The following is a 20,087-nucleotide window of genomic DNA, read 5'->3' on the forward strand; positions in this document are numbered from 1 at the left end:
GATGTGCTGATGGTTCGTCACGACCTTCACCCTGACTCGGTCCGCGGTTTGTACAGCACGCCGATTCGCCGGTCAAGTCCGTCGCACGATTTTTTTTCCGCAGGCCCGCAGTCATCACAATCGACCGCGGTCCCCGCCACGCCCGCGAATCCGCGCACCATACTCCTACGATTGCCGCCGGCCTCGATCGATTCCCCGCCTCGGCGCTCGCGACCGCCCGGAGACGTCCGCGGCCGGCGCCGGCCGAGGCCGCTCTCACCTCCGCGCGCCGCTCGTGTATCCTGCGCCCGCGTGTCCGAACGCCGCTCCCCGACCTCGCCGACCTCCTCGGTCCTGCGACCGCGCCTCCGCGGCGTCGCCGACATCTACGCCGCCGCCACCGCGGTCCCGGCCGTGGTCGCCCTGGTCCTGTACGCCCGCGAGGGCGCTGCCACCCTCTCCGCCCTCGTCTACGGCGTCTCCCTGGTCGTCCTGCTGGTCGGCAGCGCGATCTACCACCTGCCGGGCTGGCCGCTCCGCACCGCGCTGTGGCTGCGCAAGCTCGACCACGCCAACATCTATCTGCTGATCGCCGGCACCGCGACCCCGCTGGCCCTGGAGCTCGACAGCGCCGCCACCGTGTGGCTGCTGTCGGCAATGTGGGCCGCCGCCGCCCTCGGCATCCTCAAGACGTTCGCCTGGCCCCACGCCCCGCGCAAGCTCAGCGCCGCGCTCTACGTGCTGATGGGCTGCTTCACCCTGCCCACCGCCCCGGCCCTCCGCGCCGCCGCCGACGAGGTGTTCCTGTTGTTCGCCACCGGCGGATTGCTCTATGTCCTCGGCGCGGTGATCTACGCCCTGCGCTGGCCCAACCCCGCCCCCCTGGTGTTCGGCTACCACGAGCTCTTCCACGTCTTCGTGTTCAGCGCCGCCCTGGTTCACTACCTGGCGATCTGGACTCTGGTGACCTGAACATCCCCGCGCCGTCCCCGCAGGGCCGCACGCCCGCGGGCGATCTCGCGATCGCACCATGTCCCGCGATCGCGCGCCGCGAAGCTTCGCCCCGGCGCATCGTGAACGGTCTGTGGCCAGTCGCACTGCTGGCAATTTTTCCAAACCCTCGCCGCGCTCGACGGAGCTTGACTCGGGCGGAGGATCGGGCCCTTTTAGCAAAGCGACTCGTGTCAAAGCCGCCCCCCAGTTTGCGCGCACCTGAAGGTGGCCGCGGTCTCCAGCTCGGCCCGGGCATGCCGACCGCGTCCACACGCTCGACCCATGTCCCACACGCGCTGCCCGACCCGATCGCGCTCGAGCCGGGCCACGAGATCGGTCGCTTCACCGTCCTGTCGTACCTCGGCGCCGGCGCGATGGGCATCGTCTACGCCGCCTACGACCCCGAGCTCGACCGCAAGGTCGCGCTCAAGGTCCTGCGCCCGCAAGGCCGCCCCGACAGCCACGGCCGCGTGCGCCTCCACGACGAGGCCCAGGCGATGGCCAAGGTCTCGCACCCCAACGTCGCCGTCGTCCACGAGGTCGGCCTCCACGACGACGGCATCTTCATCGCCATGGAGTTCATCCGCGGCGCCACCCTCCACACCTGGCTCGGCAAGCGGGCGCGCGCCTGGACCGAGATCCTCGACGCGTTCATCCAGGCCGGCCGCGGCCTCGCGGCCGCCCACCACGCGGGCCTCGTCCACCGCGACTTCAAGCCCAGCAACGCCATGATCGGCGACGACGGCCGCGTCCGCGTCCTCGACTTCGGCCTGTCCTGCACCCCCGCCAAGGCCGGCCGCGAGGTCGTCGGCACGCCGGCGTACATGCCCCCCGAGCAGTTCCTCGGCCAACCAGTCGGCCCCGCCTCCGACCAGTTCAGCTTCTGCGCCTCGCTGTACCAGGCGCTGTTCGGCCAGCTGCCGTTCCCCGGCGACAGCGCCGACGAGCTGCGCCTCACCATCACCGGCGGCCAGGTCCGCAGCCCGCCGCGCCACATCCGCGTGCCGTCGTGGCTCAGCTCCGCGATCCTGCGAGGATTGCGACAGGACCCGAAGGACAGGTTCGCCAGCATGGAAGAATTGCTGCGCAACCTCGACCACAACCGCACCCGCGGCCGCCGCACCTTGATGTCCGCGGTCGCCGGGGCCGCGGTCCTCGGGCTCGGCGGCGGCTACCTCGGCGCGCGCCCGCAGGCGACCGACCCGTGCAGCGGCGGCGCGGGCCAGCTCGCGCAGCTGTGGAACCCCGACTCGCAGGCGGCGATCGAGCACGCCTTCGACGAGCTGCCGCCGGCGTTCGCCGCCAACTTCTGGCCGCAGGTCCGCCGCGTGCTCGACGACTGGACCGTCGACTGGGAGGCCAACTGGCGCGGCGCCTGCGAGGCCCGCGAGCGCCACGAGTTCTCCGAGGACCTGGCCCTGCGCAGCTCCGTCTGCTTCGAGCGGGCCCGCGCCGCGCTCGCCTCCGCGGTGGTCGTCCTGCGCAAGGCCGACGCCAACGTCGCCCTCCACGCGCTCGAGGTCGCGAACTCGTTGCCCGACCCCGCCGAGTGTCGCAGCAGCGCCAGCCTCGTCGCGCACACCGGCGCCTCGCGCGACCTCACCACCGCGGTGCGCCGCGAGCGGGTCATGGCCGAGCTCGAGGACGTCAAGGTGCACGCGCGGGCCGGCCGAACGCCCGCGGCGATCCGGCTGGCCGACGACGTGATCCGCGAGGCCCACGCGCTCGGCGACCGACCGACGCTCGCCGAGGCGTTCCTGCAGCGCGGCCGCCTCGACCTCGAGGTCGACCCCACCAGCGCCGAACCATTCCTCACTCGCGCCTATCTCGTGGCCCTCGGCGCCGGCGAGGACAACCGCGCGGTCGAGGCCCTGGCGCTGCGGCTCTACGCCCGCAGCCACATCCCCGCCGGCCTGCCGCGCGCCCTCGAAGACCTCGACGTCGTCACCGCGCTGCTGCCCCGGATCGGCAGCCCGCCGAGCCTGCAGGCGCTCACGTTCAACAACGCCGGCTCGCTGTACCTCACCGCCGGCGACGCCGACCACGGCGAGCCGTATTTGCGCGCGGCGCTGCACCTGCGCCGCGCCGTCGGCGACGACGACGTCGAAGTCGCCAAGACCCTCGGCAACCTCGCCCTGCTGGCGAAGGACCCGTCGCGCACGCGCGAGCTCGTCGGCGAGTCGCTGGCGATCCTCGAGGACAACCTCGGCGTCGCTCACCCCGAGGCCATGGCCGTCCGCGTCCTCGCCGGCGCGCTGGCCGAGGACCCGCTCGACGCCATGCAGCTGCTCGAGCGCGGCTGCGACGCCGTCGACGAGTACCGCCCCGACGACCTGCGCGCGCGCGCCGAATGTCTACAGCACCTCGCCGCCCACGCCCGTGAGGCCGGCGAGCGGCACGTCGCCGACGACTCGATCCTGCGCGCGCAGGCGCTGCTCGAGCAGCAGCCCGCCACCGAGCCGGGCTCGTCGTTCCGCTTCGACAGCGCGCTGATCCGCGGCTACGCCGGCCTCGTCGACGGCAGCCACACCGAGGCGCTGACGTACCTCGGGCGCACCTTCGACGAGCTGCGCGGCGCGGAATGGTGGCAGCGGCGGAAGGTCGCGGAGATCGAGCTGTGCATCGGCCTGCACCTGCTCGCCATCGGGGACATCCCGGGAGCCCGGCGCGCGCTCGAGGACAGCGTGGCGATCTTCGAGCAGATCGAGCACAAGGCCCACGACAACGTGTTGCCGCGCAACCTCGCCGGGGCCCGCCTCGCCCTCGCCGACGCGCTCGACGCCGGCCGCGACCCCGAACGCGCCGCGCGAGTGCTGGCGGCCGCCGAATCATGGTACCGCCAGTCCGCGGGCGTTTTCGCCTGGCGCATGTCCGCAATCGCCGAAAGACATCACCGGCTGGAGTGAATCATTCGCGGCATCCTCGCACTCGCCTCGGCGAGGCCCGCGCGCGGCCGTTCCGACCGGATTCCATTCAATAAGCCGGGCTCGCTTCGCCTCCTGTGTGGTGCACCACACAATCGAGGCACTGGGAGGCGATATGCAACACCGGCGAATCGGCACCATTATCGTGGCTTTGACGACCCTCGTCGCGGGGTGCGACGACCCCGCGATTGAAGACACTCAGCTGCGCCCCTATAATTGCCCGACCTGGCAGTGTGGCTTCAACTCCGCAGAGGTGAATGGCCGCTCGATCCGCGAGCTCAACCTCGACGGTCAAGCCAACGTCGACGGCCTGCGGATCGTCGGCTTCGTCGCGCCTCAGGGCCTCCTCGGCAACTACAGCCTCGACACCGAGGGCGACGCGCTGGTCGCCCGCAACGGCCAGGGTAACACCCTGAGCGGCGCGCAGTTGATCGGCGCGATCATCCTCGTCAAAAAAGACGGCCTGCTCGAGCTGCCGGTGCCGCTGACGGTGCTCGGCTATGAGGAGATCGACTCGTGGGCCGACGGCGCGGCCAGGGTCCCGACCTACGCGCTGCTCTACCCCGACGTCGGCGCGCTGCTGGGCGTGCGCAACGTCTGCAACGGCGACCTGCTCGACACCCTGGCGACCGCGGTCACGGTCATCGGCGGCGAGACCTACGACCTGGCGCAGAAGACCGTCAAGCCCGGCCAGACCCGCTGGCTGACGCTCGCGTGCGCGGGCTCGGCGGCCGCCAAGATGCGGCTGATGAACTACGGCCCCCACGCCGACTTCGACGGCGAGGGCAACCCCTCGACCGCGGCCCAGCGGCAGGCGACGCTCAAGATGATCACCGCCGACTACTGCGGCACGGGTCACAGTTACACCGTCAACGGCACGCCGCTGCAATGGGAGAACCAGGACGGCACCGTCGCCTCGCCCGGCCCCTACGGCGACATGGAGGCGATCTGGACCGCCGCGGGGGCGGTCTGCCTCGACGCGACCCGCCTCCCCGACGCCGACGTGAAGTGCTCGCGGCCCTCGTGCTCTACCTATACCGGCCCGGCCGGCGAATGGTCGACCTACGTGCCTGACTGACATTCATTCCAGGTCGGGCCGGCATCGCGCTCGCGCTATCATCACAAGCGAAGGACCCCCTGTATTCAGCGGTATCTCGGCGGCGGCTTCGCACCTACCCGCGCCCCCTCTCTCCGGTCGCGGCGCACGACCGCAAACACGATTATCCCGCGGGCGCCCGTCATCTCCCGCGAGCGGCCGCACAGTGGGGTCATGACGCGAGGAATCAGGCAACGCCGGCGGCCGCACCTGCGATGGATCGCCCTGGCGGCGCTGTTCGTGGGGTGCGACGCCCCCGACGGTGAGGACATTGAGGACATCGAGGCGCGCCCCTATCATTGCCCGACGTGGCAATGCGGGTTCAATTCGGCGGAGATCAACGGCCGATCGATCCGCGAGCTCAACCTCGACGGCGTGGCCAACGAGGACGGCGTGCGCATCGTCGGCTTTGTCGCCCCCACCGGCCTGCTCGGCAATTACCGGCTCGACGTCGACGGCGACGAATTGATCGCCCGCAACAACGGCGGCTCGGTCCTACGCGGCCCCCAATTGATCGGTGCCACCATCCTGGTCAAAAAGCCGGGCCTGCTGTCCTTGCCGCTGCCGATCACGATCCTCAACTATCAAGAGATCGACGGCTGGGCCGACGGCGCCGGCAAGGTCCCGGCCTACGCGATGCTCTACCTCGACCTCGAGTCGCTGCTCGGCGTGCGCAACGTGTGCAACGGCGACCTGCTCGACGTCCTCGCCACCGCGGCCACTGTCCTCGGCGGCGAGACCTACGACCTCGACGCCAAGGAGATCCGGCCCGGCCGCGACCGCTGGCTGACGATCGCCTGCGCCGGCTCGGCCGCGGCCAAGATGCGGCTGATGAATTACGGCCCCCACGGCGACTTCGACGGCGAGGGCCACCCTGCCAGCGTCGCGCAGCGTCAGGCCACCCTCAAGATGATCACCGCCGACTACTGCGGCGACGGCGACAGCTACACCCACAACCACGTCGCGCTGCAGTGGGAGAACAGCGGCGGCACAGTGATCTCGCCCGGCCCGTTCGGCGTGCCCGAGGCGATCTGGGGCCCGGCCGGCGCGCTCTGCCTCGACGCCACCCGGCTCGCCGACGCCGACGTGGCCTGCGCCCTCCCGGCCTGCGACGGCCTCTCGCTCGACGACGGCGAGTGGGCCACCTTCGTCCCCGACTGAGCGGGCGAGCGGAGGACAATGGCAAGACATGTCCTTTCAGACATGTATCAAATGCGGTGGCGCCCGCGCACGCCCGCCCGCGTCCGCGCCGTGCGGTCCGCCCGCCGGCCACGGGCGGGCTGGACGGCGCGCAGACGCGCTTGCGATCCACAGCACGTGGCATCGCGGCGCGACTGCGGCCACCCCTCGGCCATGGACACCCGCAAGCCTTCTCTGGTCACGCTGTCGTTCCTGCTCGCCGCAGCGTGCTCGCGCACGAGCCCGGACACGATCCCCCCGAGCCAGGTCTCGACCGACCTGCCCGCCACCAACACCAAGCCGGACGACCCGGCCGCGGTCGCCGTCGCCGCCATGCCCGAGGACGCCAAGGTCAAGGCGCCCCCCGAGTACATGACCAACGACGACGAGATCTTCGGCGTCCTCAGCATCATGAACGAGGAGGAGATGAAGATGGCCGAGTACGCCAAGAAGTGGGCCAAGGGCACCCGCGTCAAGGAGTACGCGTCGCAGATGATGACCGACCACGGCGCCATCAAGTCGCGCGAGAACGAGACCCGCGACCGCCTCGGCCTGCGCAAGACCGACAGCCGCCTGCGCGACGACATCAAGAACGACGCCAAACAGAAGATGGAGGTGCTCGAGAAGGTCGACAAGGGCGACGCCTTCGACAAGACGTACGTCGACATGCAGGTCGACTCCCACGCCATGTGGATCAACTTCATCGACACCAAGCTCCTGCCCCACGCGCAGATGCCCGAGCTGCGGGTCGAACTCAACAACTTCCGCTCCACCCTCGAGCGCCACTACAACGACGCCAAGGAGCTCCAGGCCAGCATCACCCTCCCCAAGAGCTGAGCCGCCCGCCGACACGCCTGCGAAGCGGGCCCTCGCGCCGAACCACAGGGCCGGCCACGCATCGAGGATGCGCCGCGAGCGACGCGCGCCGCGTCCGTCCCGAGGCCAGCCCCCCCAGCGTCCGCTGCTGCTCTCGGTCTGCTCCGACGACCCACCTCGACCCTGCGCCGCGACGGGCAGCGCCCGGCGGGACGCGCCACAGCATGATTCCGGCGCCTCCGGCACCAGCCTGATCCGTGCGAGCAGGCCGGCCTGCATCGCCGGCTGCCACCAATCCCATGAGCTCGCTGGTCGACCGCCGCGGCGAGAGGATACTCCGGCGATGTCGGGCGTGACGCCGCCGAACCAGCAGAACCTGCTGGAGTTCACCCATGAGGCCGTCATCGCCCTCGATGAGAATGAACGCATCACCTTCTGGAACCGGGGCGCCGAACGGATGTACGGCTGGACCGCCGCGGAGGCGGCAGGCCAGACCCTGCCGGATCTGCTCCGCGCCGACTGCCTGCGAGACGCCGGCAGGGCGCTGCGGTCGCAAGCGCGGATCGACACGCGGACGCACGAGTTCGTGTCGTCCCGAAAGGACGGCACGACGCTCTGGGTCGCGGCCAGCCTCAGCATCCGCCCAGGCGGTGAGGGACAGCCCGTCGGTTTCGTGGCAGTGCATCGCGACGTCACCGACCGCAAGCACGCCGAGGCGAAGCTGCGCGAGAGCGAGGCCCGGATGCGCGCCCTCCTGGATGCTTCGCCGCTCGGCATCGACATCATGGATCTGACGGGTCACCCGGTATTCTACAACCCGAAGTGCGAGGAGTTGCACGGCCTGGACCTCTCCGGCGCACATGGCCGGGGATGGACGGAAGCCATCCATCCCGAGGATCGGGCTCGCGTCGTGTCGTCGTGGTACCGGGCCGCGGAGGCGGGGAAGCCGTGGGCAGAGACCTACCGCTTCCTGCATCGAGATGGCCGCGTGGTATGGGTGAGCGGCCGCGCGGCGCCGATGTTCGTCGACGGCCATCCGGCCGGCTATGTCGGCACGCTCGAGGACATCACGCCGCTGAAGCAGGCCGAAGCCGACCGCGAGCGGCTACTCGACGCCGAGCACGAGCTGCGCGTGCAGGCGGAGCGAGCCACCCGCCAGCGCGACGAGACGCTCGCCGTCGTCGCCCACGACCTGCGAAATTTCATCAACACGATCTTGCTGTGCGTGGCCGTCCTCGAGCGGAGGGGGCTCTCCGAGGAGCAGCGCGCCCAGCGAATCGGCGTCATCAAGCGCGCGGCGGTGGCGACGGAGCACCTCATCCGCGATCTGCTCGACGTCTCCCGGATCGAGCGGGGCACCCTCGCCATCGAACGCTCCCCGGTGGACTTCGCCGCGCTGTTCCGCGGCGTCGTCGAGCTCATGCAGCCGCGCGCCGCGGAGCTCGGGATTGCCCTGGACCACGCGGTCGCCGAAGAGGACATGGAGGTGAGCGGCGATCCTGGTCGTCTCATGCGAGTGCTCTTGAACCTCCTCGACAACGCCCTCAAGTTCACGCCGCCGCAGGGCCGTGTGAGCCTGCGGGCCCGCCGCTGCGGCGGTGACGTGGAGATCGCGGTCGAGGACACAGGCCGCGGAATCGACGCAGAGGCCTTGCCGCACGTGTTCGACCGCTATTGGCAGGCCAAGCGGGCCTCTCGCGCGGGCGCCGGTCTGGGGTTGACGATCGCGAAGGGCATCGTCGAGGCGCACGGCGGACGGATCTGGGTCGAGAGCACGCCGGGACGCGGGACTGTCTTCCGCTTCACCGTCCCCGGCACCCGCGCGAGCCCCCTCTGATGCGGCCACGCGCTCGCCTGTCCCCGACGGGAGCGACGCAGTCTGCCCGCTCGCCGAGGCGCACTCCTTTCGCACCCGCTCGGCGACGTACCCGGCCCGCCGCGCGTTGCCCCCCAGAGCGCCCCCATGGCATCATGAACAGGTCATGCAAGCCGCCGAGCAAGCCGTCCGCGACATCGAGGTCCCCGTCGTGCCCGCCACCCGCGAAGCCGTCGCCGACTACGGCCTCTACATCGGCACCGAGGTCCCCCAGGCCGGCCTCGGCATCCCCTTCTACAAGGGCGCCGTCGAGGAGGGCCACAACTTCGCGTTCAGTGCAACGGCCGCTGCGTCATCCGCTCGGCCCGCATCCACCGCCGCCCCGCCGAGGTCACCTGGCTCGAGCGCCACATGAACATGACCCAGCTGTTCGTCGGCCTCGGCGACCAGCCGTTCGCCATGGTCCTCGGCAAGCCGACCCACCAGCGCGGCATGGACACCCCCGACCTCGACGACGTGCGCTGCTTCGTCCTCCCGCCCGGCAGCGGCATCATGATCCACGAGGGCACCTGGCACGACTTCCCGCTGGCCGTCGAGGGCCCCGTCACCGTCCTCACCGCCAACTCCGAGGAGGTCGTCGCGGCCCTCGCCAGCATGAAGGAGCCGACCGAGATGGCCCACGGCGACGTGTTCAAGATCGACATCCGCAAGCGCCTCGGCGCCCAGCTGCGCGCGGTGCTGTTCTGATGCGCGTCGACGCCTACAAGCTGCCAACCGACGGCCCCGCCGACGTCCGCGGCCTGCAGGCCCTGCTCGACGACGGGGTCGTCCGCGCCGACGAGCTCGTGTGCGTCCTCGGCAAGACCGAGGGCAACGGCGGCCGCAACGACTTCACCCGCGACCTCGCCATGCGCGCGCTCGAGGACCTGCTGGCCCCGCGCCTCGGCCTGCCGCCCGCGCGCGTCCAGGACCGCGTGGTGTTCTCGCTGTCCGGCGGCACCGAGGGGGTCGTCTCGCCGCACGTCGTCGCCTTCGCCCGCTCCGGCACCTGGTCGAAAGAACCTGGCCCGAAGCGCCTGGTCGTCGGGACAGCTCACACCCGGCCGTTCACGCCGGCGGAGATCGGGCGGACGCCGCAGATCGAGGAGACCGCCCGCGCGGTCGCCGAGCTGGCCGGCGAGCTCCGCCTCGCGCCCGCCGACGTCCACCTCGTGCAGATGAAGGGCGCGATCCCCAAAGCGGACCACGAGGCCGCCCTCGCCGCCCGCCGCGCCGGCGCCCCGCTGCGCAACGACATGGTCCACTCGCGGGCCGCCAGCGCCCTCGGCGTCGCCCTCGCCCTCGGCGAGGTCGCCCGCGCCGACCTGTCCGACGACGTCGTCTGCGACGACTGGTCGCTCTACTCCGGCGTCGCCTCGTGCTCGGCCAAGCCCGGTCTGCAGCGCACGGAGATCCTCATGTTCGGCAACAGCGACCGCGCGACCGGCGACCTCGTCGTCGGCCACACTGTCCTCAAGGACATCCTCGACGTCGACGCAGTCCGCGCCCTGCTCGCCGAGCTCGGCCTCCCCGTCCAGGGCGGCCAGCTGTCCCCGGAGCAGCGCGCCCACGTCCTCGGCGTGTTCGCCAAGAGCGAGGCCGACCCACGCGGCACCATCCGCGGCCGCCGACACACCATGCTGTCCGACGACGACATCGACGACACCCGCCACTCCCGCGCCGCCCTCGCGGCCGTGCTCGCCAGCGTCGTCGGCGACCCCTGCGTCTACGTCAGCACCCGCGCCGAACACCACGGCCCGCTCGGCGGCGGCCCGCTCGCCATCATCGCCCGCGCCCCCTGAGCCGCGCCGAACACCACGGCCCGCTCGGCGGCGGCCCGCTCGCCATCATCGCCCGCGCCCCCTGAGCCGCGCCGAACACCACGGCACGCTCGGCGGCGGCCCGCTCGCATCGCCCGCAGCCATGAACCGGGCTCAACATCGCGACCCGCGAGGCGGCGGCCCGCTCGCAATCATTTCCGCGCCCCCAAGAGCCGCGCCTGACATCACCGCGCGAGACGGCCGCACCTTCGCGGCCGCCCACCTCTCAAGGCATCTTTAAAGAACATGCCTTTGAGAGCATGCTCTTTAGAGCATGTCCTCCGAGACATTCCCGAAGCGTCAAGGCGCCGCGGCGTAGGTGACCCACTCGCCGTCGGCGACGGACCGACCGGCGCAGCTCGGCAGGCTACAGTCGACGACCGTGCCGGAGATCCGCGGACTGCCGAGACACAGCGCGCCGTCCTCGCTCCACACCGCCTCGAGCTCGCCGAGGTGGGCGCCCGACTCCGGCGCGACCGTGCCGCCGGCGTTGGCCCAGTGGACCTCGGTGCCGTTCTGCGTGTAGCTCTCGCCGCCGCCGCAGTAGTCGGCGGTGACCATCTTGAGCGTCGCCTGCCGCTGCGCCGGGGTCGTCGCGCTCGACTGCGGGCCGTAGCCGAGCAGGCGCATCTTGGCGGCGGCCGAGCCGGCGCAGGCGATCGTCAGCCAGCGCGACCGGCCCGCGTGGACCGTCTTGTCGTCGAGGTCGTAGGTCTCGCCGCCGATCACCGTCGCCGCGCTGGCGAGGGTGTCGAGCAGGTTGCCGCTGCAGACGTTGCGCACGCCGAGCAGCGCCGCCAGGTCGGGGTAGAGGAGCGCGTAGGTCGGCACCTTCGGCGCGCCCTCGGCCCACGAATCGATCTCCTGATAGCCGAGCACCGTGATCGGCACCGGCAACGACAACAGCCCCGGCGCCTGGACCAGGATCGTCGCCCCGATCAGCTGCGCCCCCTTCAACACGTGACCGCTCGGGTTGCGGGCGATCAGCGCGTCGTTCTCGACCGCGAGGCTATAGTTGCCGAGCAGCCCGGGGGGCGCCAAAAAGCCCGTGATCTTGATACCGTCGCTGTTGGGCGCGCCGTCGAGGTTGAGCTCGCGGATCGATCGACCGTTGACGTCGGCCGAGTTGAACCCGCACTTCCAGGTCGGGCACCCGTACGGGCGCAGCGCGACCTCGTCGTCCCCCGCGTCGCCGACCTCCCCCCCGTCGCAACCCGCCGCCAGCGCCAGTAGACCGCCGATGATCCAGTGATATGTCTCTTTGTACATGTTGGCTCCGCCTCCGCCCGACTTTATGGACCGACCTCGGTGGAGGTGCCCGTGAGGGCGACCAACCGCTCGGTCCGCGCCAACTGTCGCGCAAAGTCGGGCCCGGCGCTGCGATAAAATTCGAGCGAGGCGTCCAGGGTCGTACGAGCCTCCGCACTGCGAGCGAGATCCAGCGCCACCAATGCCTCGACGAGCCCCCTGCGGGTGCGGGCCAGAGACGACTTGAATCGCGGCTCCGAGTCGATGAGCTCCGCGTAATCTGCGACCGACGTCACGAACGCGTCGCGGGCGAGCGCCGGCCGCCCGGCCGCGAGCAAGTTGTGGCCGAGGATCGAGCGCAACTCCGCGGCATCCGCACGCGACCACCACGCCTGCGGGAGCTTCACCAGAGTCGCCTCGATGCGACGAATCGCGGCCTCCGACGCGGCGGTCCCGAGGGCCGCGTAACCGACCAGCGCGGCCAGCTCGAACTCCGTCAGCCCCTGCTCCTCCGCCTTTGCGCGCTCGCCCAGCGCAGCACCGCCGACGAAGGCGAGCTCCGCTTCGTCGTCGTCGCCCAGCTCGAGCGCGAGGCGCCCCAGATAAAGGAGACAGCGCGCGCGCCGGCCGACGTCCTCGGCGAGGAAGCGATCGAGCGCGTCGCAGCCGGGACGTATGAGCCCGGGCCCCGCCGAGAAATCGACGAGGTGCGACGCGGTCAGGCGGACCTCGAGGGTCTCCGGATGCGCAGGCCCCAATTCGAGCTCGAGGATCGCCAGAGCCCGCGCGAGCAAGCGCTCGCGCTCCGGCCCGGACTCGCTGGCCAGCGCCAGGTTGACCAGCGTGTACGCCACCTCGCGATCGTCGCTGCCGAGAGCCACCTCGCGCACCGCCAGCGCCTCGGTGAAGTAGCGCCGCGCCCGCGCCGGATCTTGCCGCGCCAGGTGAGCCGTGCCGATGTTGTTGAGCACCAGCCCGCGCAGCGCCGCCGGCGTCGAGCTGCGCTCGGCCAGGGCGAGCGCGAGCGGCTCGTCGGCCAGCGCCCACGCCACCCGGTCGGGCTGGCGCGTCAATGCGTAGATCCGCAGCGCCATCGCCTCGGCCGCGATCGCGTCGGCCCGGGCCTCGAAGCCGACGCTGATCGCCTGCGTCAGCCGCGAGACTTTCTCCTCCGTCTCGTCGACCGCCAGGTTCAGATCGAGCTTGCTCCGCAGCAACAGCGCCTCGGCGCGGACCGGCACGTAGTCGATCGCCTCGCTCGCAGTCACCACCTCGTCGGCCCGCGCCAGCGCCTCCGGCAGCCGACCCGAGCGCGCCAGCACCTGCGCCTGCGTGATCTGCCCGCGCAGCTCGGCGACCCTTGCTGCGATGACAGGATCCTCCGGCAGCGGCTGCTCCGACGACAGCGCCTCGAGGTTGCGACAGCCGTCGAGGCGCGGCAGGTCACCGGCGACCTCGAGCGCGCGCAGGGCCACGTGCGCATCGGCGGCCGCCAGAGTGGCGACGGTCTCGGTCAGCGCCCCGAGCCGCTGGTCGAGGCAGCGCATCTGTTGATCGAGCAGCGCGCCGGAGCGCTCGCCGCGGAGGTGGGCCAGGCACGCGTCGCGGTGGGTCGCGCGCCAGCTCGTCGCGTAGGCGTCGAGCTCCTCCTGCACGCGCGGCCACACCACCGACGCGTAGCCGGGAGCGGCAGCCCCGAGCGCCGTGGCCACCGCGTCGCGCTGCTTCGGCCCCCACACCTGCGCGACCTCCTCGGGCGCGCCGGTGCAGGTGCGGTCGTCGTTGCTGCGCGCGAGCACGACCGCGGTGCCGACCGCGAGCCCGGCCAGCCCGGCCGCGACCCACCAGCGCCGGCGGCCGCGGGCCCGCCCGCGGTCGAGCGCGGCCAGCAGCGCCGGCATCCCGGGGAACCTGTCCTTTGGGTCAGTCTTGAGCCCGCGCATCACCACCGGGGCCAGCCACGCCGGCAGCCCGCGCTTGCGCGGCGGCTCGCTCGCCGGCGTGTGCAGGACCTTGAGCACGAGCTCGGCCGCGTCGACGTACGGGAACGGCACGGCCCCGTACAGCGACTCGTACAGCGCCACGCAGAAGCTGAACTGATCCGCGGCCGGCTCGGGGGACAGGCCGCGCCAGTGCTCCGGCGCCATGTAGGCCGGCGTGCCGACGATCTGGTCGTCGTGCGTCAAGTGCATGTCGAGCTTGCTGGTGCCGTTGCTGTTGCTCGCCCCCGTGGACGGCCCCGCGCGCGCCGGCTCCGGCACGGCCGCGCGCACCAGCCCGAAGTCGAGCACGCGCGCCCGCCCGGCGTCGTCGATCATCACGTTGCTCGGCTTGAAGTCGCGGTGCACCAGGCCCGCCGCGTGCGCGGCCGCCAGCCCGCGCCCGGCCTGCACGAACACCTCGACCACCTCCTGCCAGCCGCGCGGCGCCGCCTGCAGCCAGGCCGCGAGCGTCTGCCCGCGAATGAACTCCATCGCCACGTAGACCTGCCCGCCCGCCACTCCGGCCTCGAGCACGGTGACCACGTTCGGATGCGACACGCGCGCCATCGCCTGCGCCTCGCGGAGCAACCTGCGCTGCGCGCTCTCGCCGGTGTCGCGCAGCACCTTGACCGCGACCTTGCGGTCCAGGGTCTCGTCGTAGGCGGTGTAGACCACCCCCATCGCCCCCGAGCCGAGCGGCTCCAAGATCATGAACCGCCCGAGCTTGCCGCCCGCCACCGTGGTCGACGGCTCGATCGCCGACGACACCGCGGGATCGCCCAGAGTCGACGAGACGGCCAGGCCGGTGGTCTGGAGCGCGGTGTCGTGGATCCCCAGGTTCATGGTGAACGCTGTTCCGGGCGCTTCCTCGTCGGCTGCGGCATCCTCGCATGGTTTGCCCACCTCCGCCTACCGCATTACCCTCGCGGACCGATGCCCCGAATCCACACCGCGCTCACCCAGGGTGGCGACGAGCTCGTCGTTTTCCTCCACGCCGTCGGCGGTGACCACAGTTCGTGGCGACCCCAGGTCGAGGCCCTGCGCGCTCGCTACAGCACGCTGACCTTCGACATGCGCGGCCACGCCCGCAGCTACAGCCCCGACCGGCCGGAGATCTCGATCCAGAACTTCGCCGACGACGCCATCGACCTGGTCGAAGAGGCAGGTTTTTACCGGGCCCACTTCGTCGGCCTGTCGATGGGCGGGGTGGTCGCCCAGGAGATCTTCTCGCGCGCGCCGGAGCGGGTCCAGTCGCTCACGCTGGCGGCCACGTGGTGCTTCCACCCGGAGGCCGAGGCCCGGCGCGCGTGGATGCAGGACAAGCTGAGCCGGATGTCGATGGCCGAGAGCGCCGCCATGGACATGCCGAACCTCTACGCCGCGGACGCCCCGCGCGCGCTGATCGACGCCGCGATCGCGGTCGAGGGCGGCAAGGACAAGGACGTCTTCCTGCAGTCGTGGCACGCGATGTTCCAGGTCGACTACCGCGAGCTGCTGCCGCGGGTCGACGTGCCGGTCCTGCTGATCGGCGGCAGCGACGACCGGATCACCCCGGTCGACCCGCTGCTGCTCGACATCTTCGCCCGCACGCCGATGGCCGAGCTGCGGGTGCTCGCCGGCGGCGGTCACTTCTGCAACCTCGACCGCGCCGAGGCCTTCAACGCCGCGCTGGTGCCGTTCCTCCGCCGCGCCCGCGCCCGCGCGCCGCAGGTGCTCGCCCTGCCCGCCGCGCCGCCGGCTCCCAGCAGCGCGGCCACGGTCGCCGAGGCGCTGCTCGAGCAGCTGCACCGCCGCGACGTCCCGTGCCTGTTCAGCAACTCGGGCACCGACTTCACGCCGCTCATCGAGGCGCTGGCGCGGCCCGGCGCCGCGGCCCCGCGCATCGTCGCCGCCGCCCACGAGAACACCGCGATCGCCATGGCCCACGGCTATCAATTGCTCTCGGGACATGTCCCTGCGGTCATGGCCCACGTCAACGTGGGCACCGCGAACTCGGGCCTCGGCCTGATCAACGCCCGCCGCGCGCGGGTGCCGATGCTGGTGATGGCCGGCCTCACGCCCTACACCGACGCGCCGTCGGTGCCCGGCCACCGCACCAACTTCGTGCAGTGGGGCCAGGACAGCTTCGACCAGGCCGCGTACTTCCGCGAGTTCACCAAGTGGGACTACCGACTCGCCACCGCCGAGCACCTCGAGGTCGCGGTCGATCGCGCGCTGGCGATCGCCGACAGCGACCCCGCGGGTCCGGTCTATCTCACGCTGCCGAAGGAGGTCCTGTGCGCGCCCGCCAGCGCCGCGCCGGTGTCGCCGCGCCCGCGGCTGCGCCCGAACCCGCCGGCGCGCCCCGACGCGGTCGCGCTGGCCCGCGTGGCCCACGCGATCCGCAACGCCAAGCGACCGCTGATCCTCACCGCCGAGCTCGGGCGCTACCGCGGCGGCCCGGAGGCGCTGTGGCAGCTGGCGACCCGCCACGGCATCGGCGTGGTCGAATTCGGCAAGCGCAACTTCTTCAACCTGAGCACCGACTGCCCGGCCCACCTCGGCTTCGACCCGAGCTCGCAGGTCCCGCAGGCCGACCTGATCCTCGCCGTCGAGGACCCGGTGCCGTTCATCCCCGCGTTCGTCGCCTTGCCCCAAGGACAGGTGCCGCCGATCGTGCAGATCGGCGTCGACCCGCTGTTCGCCGACCTGCCGCTGCGCGGCTTCCCGAGCGACCTCGCCCTGCCCGGCGACCCGGCCGAGAGCCTGCGCCTGCTGACCCGCCTGCTCGACGCCGACCCCGCCCCCGACGCCGCCGCCCGTCGCGAGGCGCTACGCATCGAGCACGACGTCACTTTCAATAATGCCCGGGTGGCGGCCGACGCCGACGCCCACCGGCCTGCGATCACCAAGCGCTGGCTGTCGCGCTGCGTCGGTCAGGCGGTCGACGACGAGGTCGTGATTTTTAATGAGTACCCGCTCGACCCGGTGCTGGTGCCGCGCCGCCTGCCCGACAGCTGGTTCGAGAACTCGATCGCCAGCGGCCTCGGGTGGGCCCTCGGCGCGGCCCTCGGCGGCAAGCTGGCGCGGCCCGACCGGGCCATGATCGCGGCCGTCGGCGACGGCAGCTTCCTGTTCAACACCCCGCTCTCGGCCCTCCACGCCGCCGCCGCGCATCGGCTGCCGATCCTCGTGGTGGTGTTCAATGACTGCGCGTGGAGCACGATCCGCAAGTCGACCCGCGGCGACTTCCCCGGCGGCCACGCGCAGGCCACCGGCAACTTCGCGCTGTGCGACCTCGGGGCAGACCCCGCGTACGACCAGATCGCCAGCGCCTGCGGCGGCGTCGGCGTCCGCGTCGACCGCCCCGACGCCGTGCAGGACGCGCTGCGCCGCGGCCTGGAGATCGTCCGCGGCGGCGACCGCTTCGTGCTGCTCGACGTCCGCTGCGAACGCGACGTTTAATCCAGGTGAAGCTGTTTCAGTGCGGCCTCGCCGGCTCGACGAGGTCGCAATCCGTCCCGAGCCCGGACGCGGCGGGCGGAGAGCCGCGAGACGCCTTCGCGGCCCTCACACGCCCGGCTCGAGGACATTGCTCATCGTTATCGTAATGCTAATGGCTAGCGACGCCGACGATCGATCTCACGACGATCCTCCGTCACGCACCGACGAATGTGCGTGATGAGCGGACAGCGACTCTCTCCACTTATTTATTTAATTAAGGCCAAGCGAAGGCGAGCGCGCGCGAACGCGCCCGGGCTAGCTGGCGGACACGACCGGGGCCTGCACGCGGCGCGGCCAGTCGATGCCCAGCTTGATGATGCGGCGCTTCATCGCGTGGCGGGTGATCCCGAGCAGCTGGGCGGCGCCGACGATGTTGCCGGCGCGCTCGAGCGCGGTGGTGCAGAGGCGGCGCTCGGCGGCGCCCAGGTTGAAGTCATCGAGGACGAGTTGTTGCTGCATGCGAAGTCTTGTACTGCACGAGCTTGTTCCAGCGCGGATCAACACCGGTTGAATAAGCGCCGCGCGGCGTCGTACGGGCCGTTCGAGGCTGCCCCGCGCGGTTCCGAGCGCGCCGACCGTCGTCGCCTCGAGCTCGATCGGGGCGACGACATCGGTCGACGCCGCGCGGCCGCAAGCTCGGGCGCTCGCACGCGGAACCCCGCCGGCCGATCGATCCTTCACCGCAAGACACTGCCGCGAGCCGGCACGCCACAATGACTTCCGCGCTCTCGCGGCGCTTGCACGCAGCCGAATCACCTGTCGATCGGATCATCTCGGCAAATCGCGCCGCGACGGGCTCGCGCGAAATTCACATATGTCTGGAAAACGGGCTTGAAATAGTAATGCGATTCAGAGCCGGGGGACGATGCAGTATTCAGAGCGACGCTCGTGCCTCGGCCGAAATCGCGGACGCGAGTGGAGGCCCAGCGGTTCACGGGGGGTCCCGGTGCCGCGGTGCTTCGAGGGGCTGCTGCCGAAATGGCAGGAGCGCCGACAGTTGCTCGCGGGCGACGAACACCTGCCGGTCTCGCTCGCCGCAGGCGGCCGCTCCTTCATGAGGCGATCGCGCGGCGCGGCGCGTGCTCGTGGAATTGATGGGCCTCCGTGCTGTCGCCGAGGGCCAGGGTCGAGGCGGCGCCGCCGGAGATGATCTCGGCGACCGCGTCGAAGTAGCCGGTGCCGACCTCGCGCTGGTGGCGGGTGGCGGTGTAGCCGTGGCGCTCCGACGCGAACTCGGCCTCCTGCAGGGCGGCGTAGGCGGCCATGCCGTCGTCGCGGTAACGGCGGGCCAGCTCGAACACGCCGTGGTTCATGGCGTGGAAGCCGGCGAGCGTGACGAACTGGAACTTGTAGCCCATCGCGCCGAGCTCGCGCTGGAAGCTGCGCAGGGCCGGTTCAGCGAGGTGTTTCTTCCAGTTGAACGACGGCGAGCAGTTGTATGCGAGCCACTTGCCGGGGTGGTCGGCGAGCACGGCCTCGGCGAAGCGGCGGGCCTGGACGAGGTCGGGCGTCGAGGTCTCGCACCACACCAGGTCGGCGTGCGGCGCGTAGGCGCGGGCGCGGGCGATCGCGGCCTCGAGGCCGCCGTGGATCCGGAAGAAACCCTCGGGGGTGCGCTCGGCCGAGGTGATGAACTCGCGGTCGCGCGGGTCGACGTCGGAGGTGATCAGCTTGGCCGCGTCGGCGTCGGTGCGGGCGACGATCAGCGTCGGCACGTCGAGCACGTCGGCGGCCAGGCGGGCCGCCGTCAAGGTGCGCACGAATTGGCTGGTGGGCACCAGCACCTTGCCGCCGAGGTGGCCGCACTTCTTCTCGGACGCGAGTTGGTCCTCGAAGTGCACGGCCGCGGCGCCGGCGGCGATCATCGACTTGGTCAACTCATAAGCGTGCAGCGGCCCGCCGAAGCCGGCCTCGGCGTCGGCGACGATCGGCGCCAGCCAGTAGCGCCGGCCCTTGTGGCCCTCCGCGCTCTCGATCTGGTCGACGCGCAGCAGCGCCTGATTGATGCGCTCGACCAGCGCCGGCACGCTGTTGCAGGGGTAGAGGCTCTGGTCGGGGTAGGTCTGGCCGGCGAGGTTGGCGTCGGCCGCGACCTGCCAGCCGGACACGTAGATCGCCTCGAGCCCGGCCTTGACGTGCTGCACCGCCATGTTGCCGGTCATCGCCCCGAGCGCTGGCACGAACGAGCGACCGGCCAGGAGCTCGCGCAGGCGCGCGGCGCCGAGCTCGGCGAGGGTGTGGCGGATGGTGAAGGAGCCGCGCAGGCGCTCGACGTCGGCGCGGCTGTACGGGCGAAGGATCGGGCTCGGTTGCGAATGCACGATGTCCATGGGCTGTCCTCTTCCCCGGCGATTGCCTCGCCGAAGCTGTCTCGTTGTTCATGTCGCGCCGCGTCACGACGGCGGCGATTCACAGGCGCTCGCACGAGCGACTGTGGGTTGTTGGATGGCTACGCTCGCCCGTATCGCGGGCTCGGGCGCGAGGATGTCTCGAAGTTCAGATCCTGCGCGGCGATTCGCCGCGCCGCGCTTCCGGGCGCATGGATGGCTCGAAGTTCAGGTCAATGCGCGGCGGCTCACCGGCGCCGCTGCTGGCGCTCGATCGCTCGCTCGTGTCGAGTCGCGCTCCCGGGCGCGAGATGTCTCGAAGTTCAGGTCCCTGCGCGGCGACTCGCCGGCGCCGCTGCTGGCGCTCGATCGCTCGCTGGGTTCG

General features: G+C 71.4%; 14 protein-coding genes. 10 read left to right on the top strand and 4 right to left on the bottom strand.

The window, feature by feature from the left end; all coding sequences use genetic code 11:
• Positions 1 to 291 precede the first annotated feature (291 nt).
• The 9 genes from trhA (at position 292) to atzD (ending at position 10,644) form a co-directional block, all read left to right on the top strand.
• A complete protein-coding gene (gene trhA / locus O0S08_RS44505) occupies positions 292 to 951 on the top strand; it encodes a PAQR family membrane homeostasis protein TrhA (protein ID WP_269035590.1) in 660 nt (219 codons plus the stop codon).
• Between the two features lie 275 nt (positions 952 to 1,226).
• Positions 1,227 to 3,878, top strand: a complete 2,652-nt coding sequence (locus O0S08_RS44510; RefSeq protein ID WP_269035591.1) for a serine/threonine-protein kinase — start codon at positions 1,227 to 1,229, stop codon at positions 3,876 to 3,878.
• Positions 3,879 to 4,041: 163 nt separating this feature from the next.
• Complete coding sequence (locus O0S08_RS44515; protein WP_269035592.1) at positions 4,042 to 4,974, top strand: ADYC domain-containing protein; 933 nt, start codon at positions 4,042 to 4,044, stop codon at positions 4,972 to 4,974.
• Between the two features lie 192 nt (positions 4,975 to 5,166).
• Complete coding sequence (locus O0S08_RS44520) at positions 5,167 to 6,153, top strand: ADYC domain-containing protein (protein ID WP_269035594.1); 987 nt, start codon at positions 5,167 to 5,169, stop codon at positions 6,151 to 6,153.
• Positions 6,154 to 6,345: 192 nt separating this feature from the next.
• Positions 6,346 to 7,008 (top strand): DUF4142 domain-containing protein, encoded by a 663-nt coding sequence (locus tag O0S08_RS44525; RefSeq protein WP_269035595.1) that lies wholly within the window; start codon positions 6,346 to 6,348, stop codon positions 7,006 to 7,008.
• A gap of 322 nt (positions 7,009 to 7,330) precedes the next feature.
• Entirely contained in the window at positions 7,331 to 8,824 is a 1,494-nt protein-coding gene (locus tag O0S08_RS44530; RefSeq protein WP_269035596.1) for a PAS domain-containing sensor histidine kinase, read from the top strand.
• 145 nt (positions 8,825 to 8,969) lie between these two features.
• The gene (locus tag O0S08_RS44535) at positions 8,970 to 9,218 is read left to right on the top strand and encodes a hypothetical protein (RefSeq protein ID WP_269035597.1); all 249 of its coding nucleotides are present in this window, start codon (positions 8,970 to 8,972) and stop codon (positions 9,216 to 9,218) included.
• Complete coding sequence (locus tag O0S08_RS44540; RefSeq protein WP_269035598.1) at positions 9,215 to 9,550, top strand: ureidoglycolate lyase; 336 nt, start codon at positions 9,215 to 9,217, stop codon at positions 9,548 to 9,550. The genes O0S08_RS44535 and O0S08_RS44540 overlap by 4 nt, the downstream gene beginning before the upstream one ends.
• Entirely contained in the window at positions 9,550 to 10,644 is a 1,095-nt protein-coding gene (gene atzD, locus O0S08_RS44545) for a cyanuric acid amidohydrolase (RefSeq protein ID WP_269035599.1), read from the top strand. The genes O0S08_RS44540 and atzD overlap by 1 nt, the downstream gene beginning before the upstream one ends.
• 318 nt (positions 10,645 to 10,962) lie before the next feature.
• On the opposite strand, the gene O0S08_RS44550 is transcribed toward atzD, so the two are convergent.
• Positions 10,963 to 11,931, bottom strand: a complete 969-nt coding sequence (locus O0S08_RS44550; RefSeq protein WP_269035600.1) for an ADYC domain-containing protein — start codon at positions 11,929 to 11,931, stop codon at positions 10,963 to 10,965.
• A gap of 23 nt (positions 11,932 to 11,954) precedes the next feature.
• Positions 11,955 to 14,735, bottom strand: coding sequence for a serine/threonine protein kinase (locus O0S08_RS44555; RefSeq protein WP_269035601.1), 2,781 nt, complete (start codon positions 14,733 to 14,735; stop codon positions 11,955 to 11,957).
• Between the two features lie 90 nt (positions 14,736 to 14,825).
• Here O0S08_RS44555 and O0S08_RS44560 point away from each other — a divergent pair, with 90 nt between their 5' ends.
• On the top strand, positions 14,826 to 17,336 hold the full coding sequence (locus tag O0S08_RS44560; RefSeq protein WP_269035602.1) for a thiamine pyrophosphate-requiring protein: 2,511 nt from the start codon (positions 14,826 to 14,828) through the stop codon (positions 17,334 to 17,336).
• Between the two features lie 294 nt (positions 17,337 to 17,630).
• Here O0S08_RS44560 and O0S08_RS44565 read toward each other — a convergent pair whose 3' ends face one another.
• Together O0S08_RS44565 and aceA are read right to left on the bottom strand one after the other, a co-directional pair.
• Entirely contained in the window at positions 17,631 to 17,834 is a 204-nt protein-coding gene (locus tag O0S08_RS44565) for a helix-turn-helix domain-containing protein (protein WP_269035603.1), read from the bottom strand.
• A gap of 593 nt (positions 17,835 to 18,427) precedes the next feature.
• The gene (gene aceA, locus O0S08_RS44570; RefSeq protein WP_269035604.1) at positions 18,428 to 19,705 is read right to left on the bottom strand and encodes an isocitrate lyase; all 1,278 of its coding nucleotides are present in this window, start codon (positions 19,703 to 19,705) and stop codon (positions 18,428 to 18,430) included.
• Positions 19,706 to 20,087 lie beyond the last annotated feature (382 nt).

Origin of the sequence: Nannocystis punicea, from assembly GCF_026965555.1 — a bacterium.
GTDB lineage: Bacteria > Myxococcota_A > Polyangia > Nannocystales > Nannocystaceae > Nannocystis > Nannocystis punicea.

What these genes read in the sequence shown, in the direction of transcription:
- O0S08_RS44510 (WP_269035591.1), top strand. Translation starts at nt 1,227, where the DNA reads ATGCCGACCGCGTCCACACGCTCGACCCATGTCCCACACGCGCTGCCC.
- O0S08_RS44520 (WP_269035594.1), top strand. Translation starts at nt 5,167, where the DNA reads ATGACGCGAGGAATCAGGCAACGCCGGCGGCCGCACCTGCGATGGATC.
- O0S08_RS44525 (WP_269035595.1), top strand. Translation starts at nt 6,346, where the DNA reads ATGGACACCCGCAAGCCTTCTCTGGTCACGCTGTCGTTCCTGCTCGCC.
- O0S08_RS44530 (WP_269035596.1), top strand. Translation starts at nt 7,331, where the DNA reads ATGTCGGGCGTGACGCCGCCGAACCAGCAGAACCTGCTGGAGTTCACC.
- O0S08_RS44535 (WP_269035597.1), top strand. Translation starts at nt 8,970, where the DNA reads ATGCAAGCCGCCGAGCAAGCCGTCCGCGACATCGAGGTCCCCGTCGTG.
- O0S08_RS44540 (WP_269035598.1), top strand. Translation starts at nt 9,215, where the DNA reads ATGAACATGACCCAGCTGTTCGTCGGCCTCGGCGACCAGCCGTTCGCC.
- atzD (WP_269035599.1), top strand. Translation starts at nt 9,550, where the DNA reads ATGCGCGTCGACGCCTACAAGCTGCCAACCGACGGCCCCGCCGACGTC.
- O0S08_RS44550 (WP_269035600.1), bottom strand. Translation starts at nt 11,931, where the DNA reads ATGTACAAAGAGACATATCACTGGATCATCGGCGGTCTACTGGCGCTG.
- O0S08_RS44555 (WP_269035601.1), bottom strand. Translation starts at nt 14,735, where the DNA reads ATGAACCTGGGGATCCACGACACCGCGCTCCAGACCACCGGCCTGGCC.
- O0S08_RS44560 (WP_269035602.1), top strand. Translation starts at nt 14,826, where the DNA reads ATGCCCCGAATCCACACCGCGCTCACCCAGGGTGGCGACGAGCTCGTC.
- O0S08_RS44565 (WP_269035603.1), bottom strand. Translation starts at nt 17,834, where the DNA reads ATGCAGCAACAACTCGTCCTCGATGACTTCAACCTGGGCGCCGCCGAG.
- aceA (WP_269035604.1), bottom strand. Translation starts at nt 19,705, where the DNA reads ATGGACATCGTGCATTCGCAACCGAGCCCGATCCTTCGCCCGTACAGC.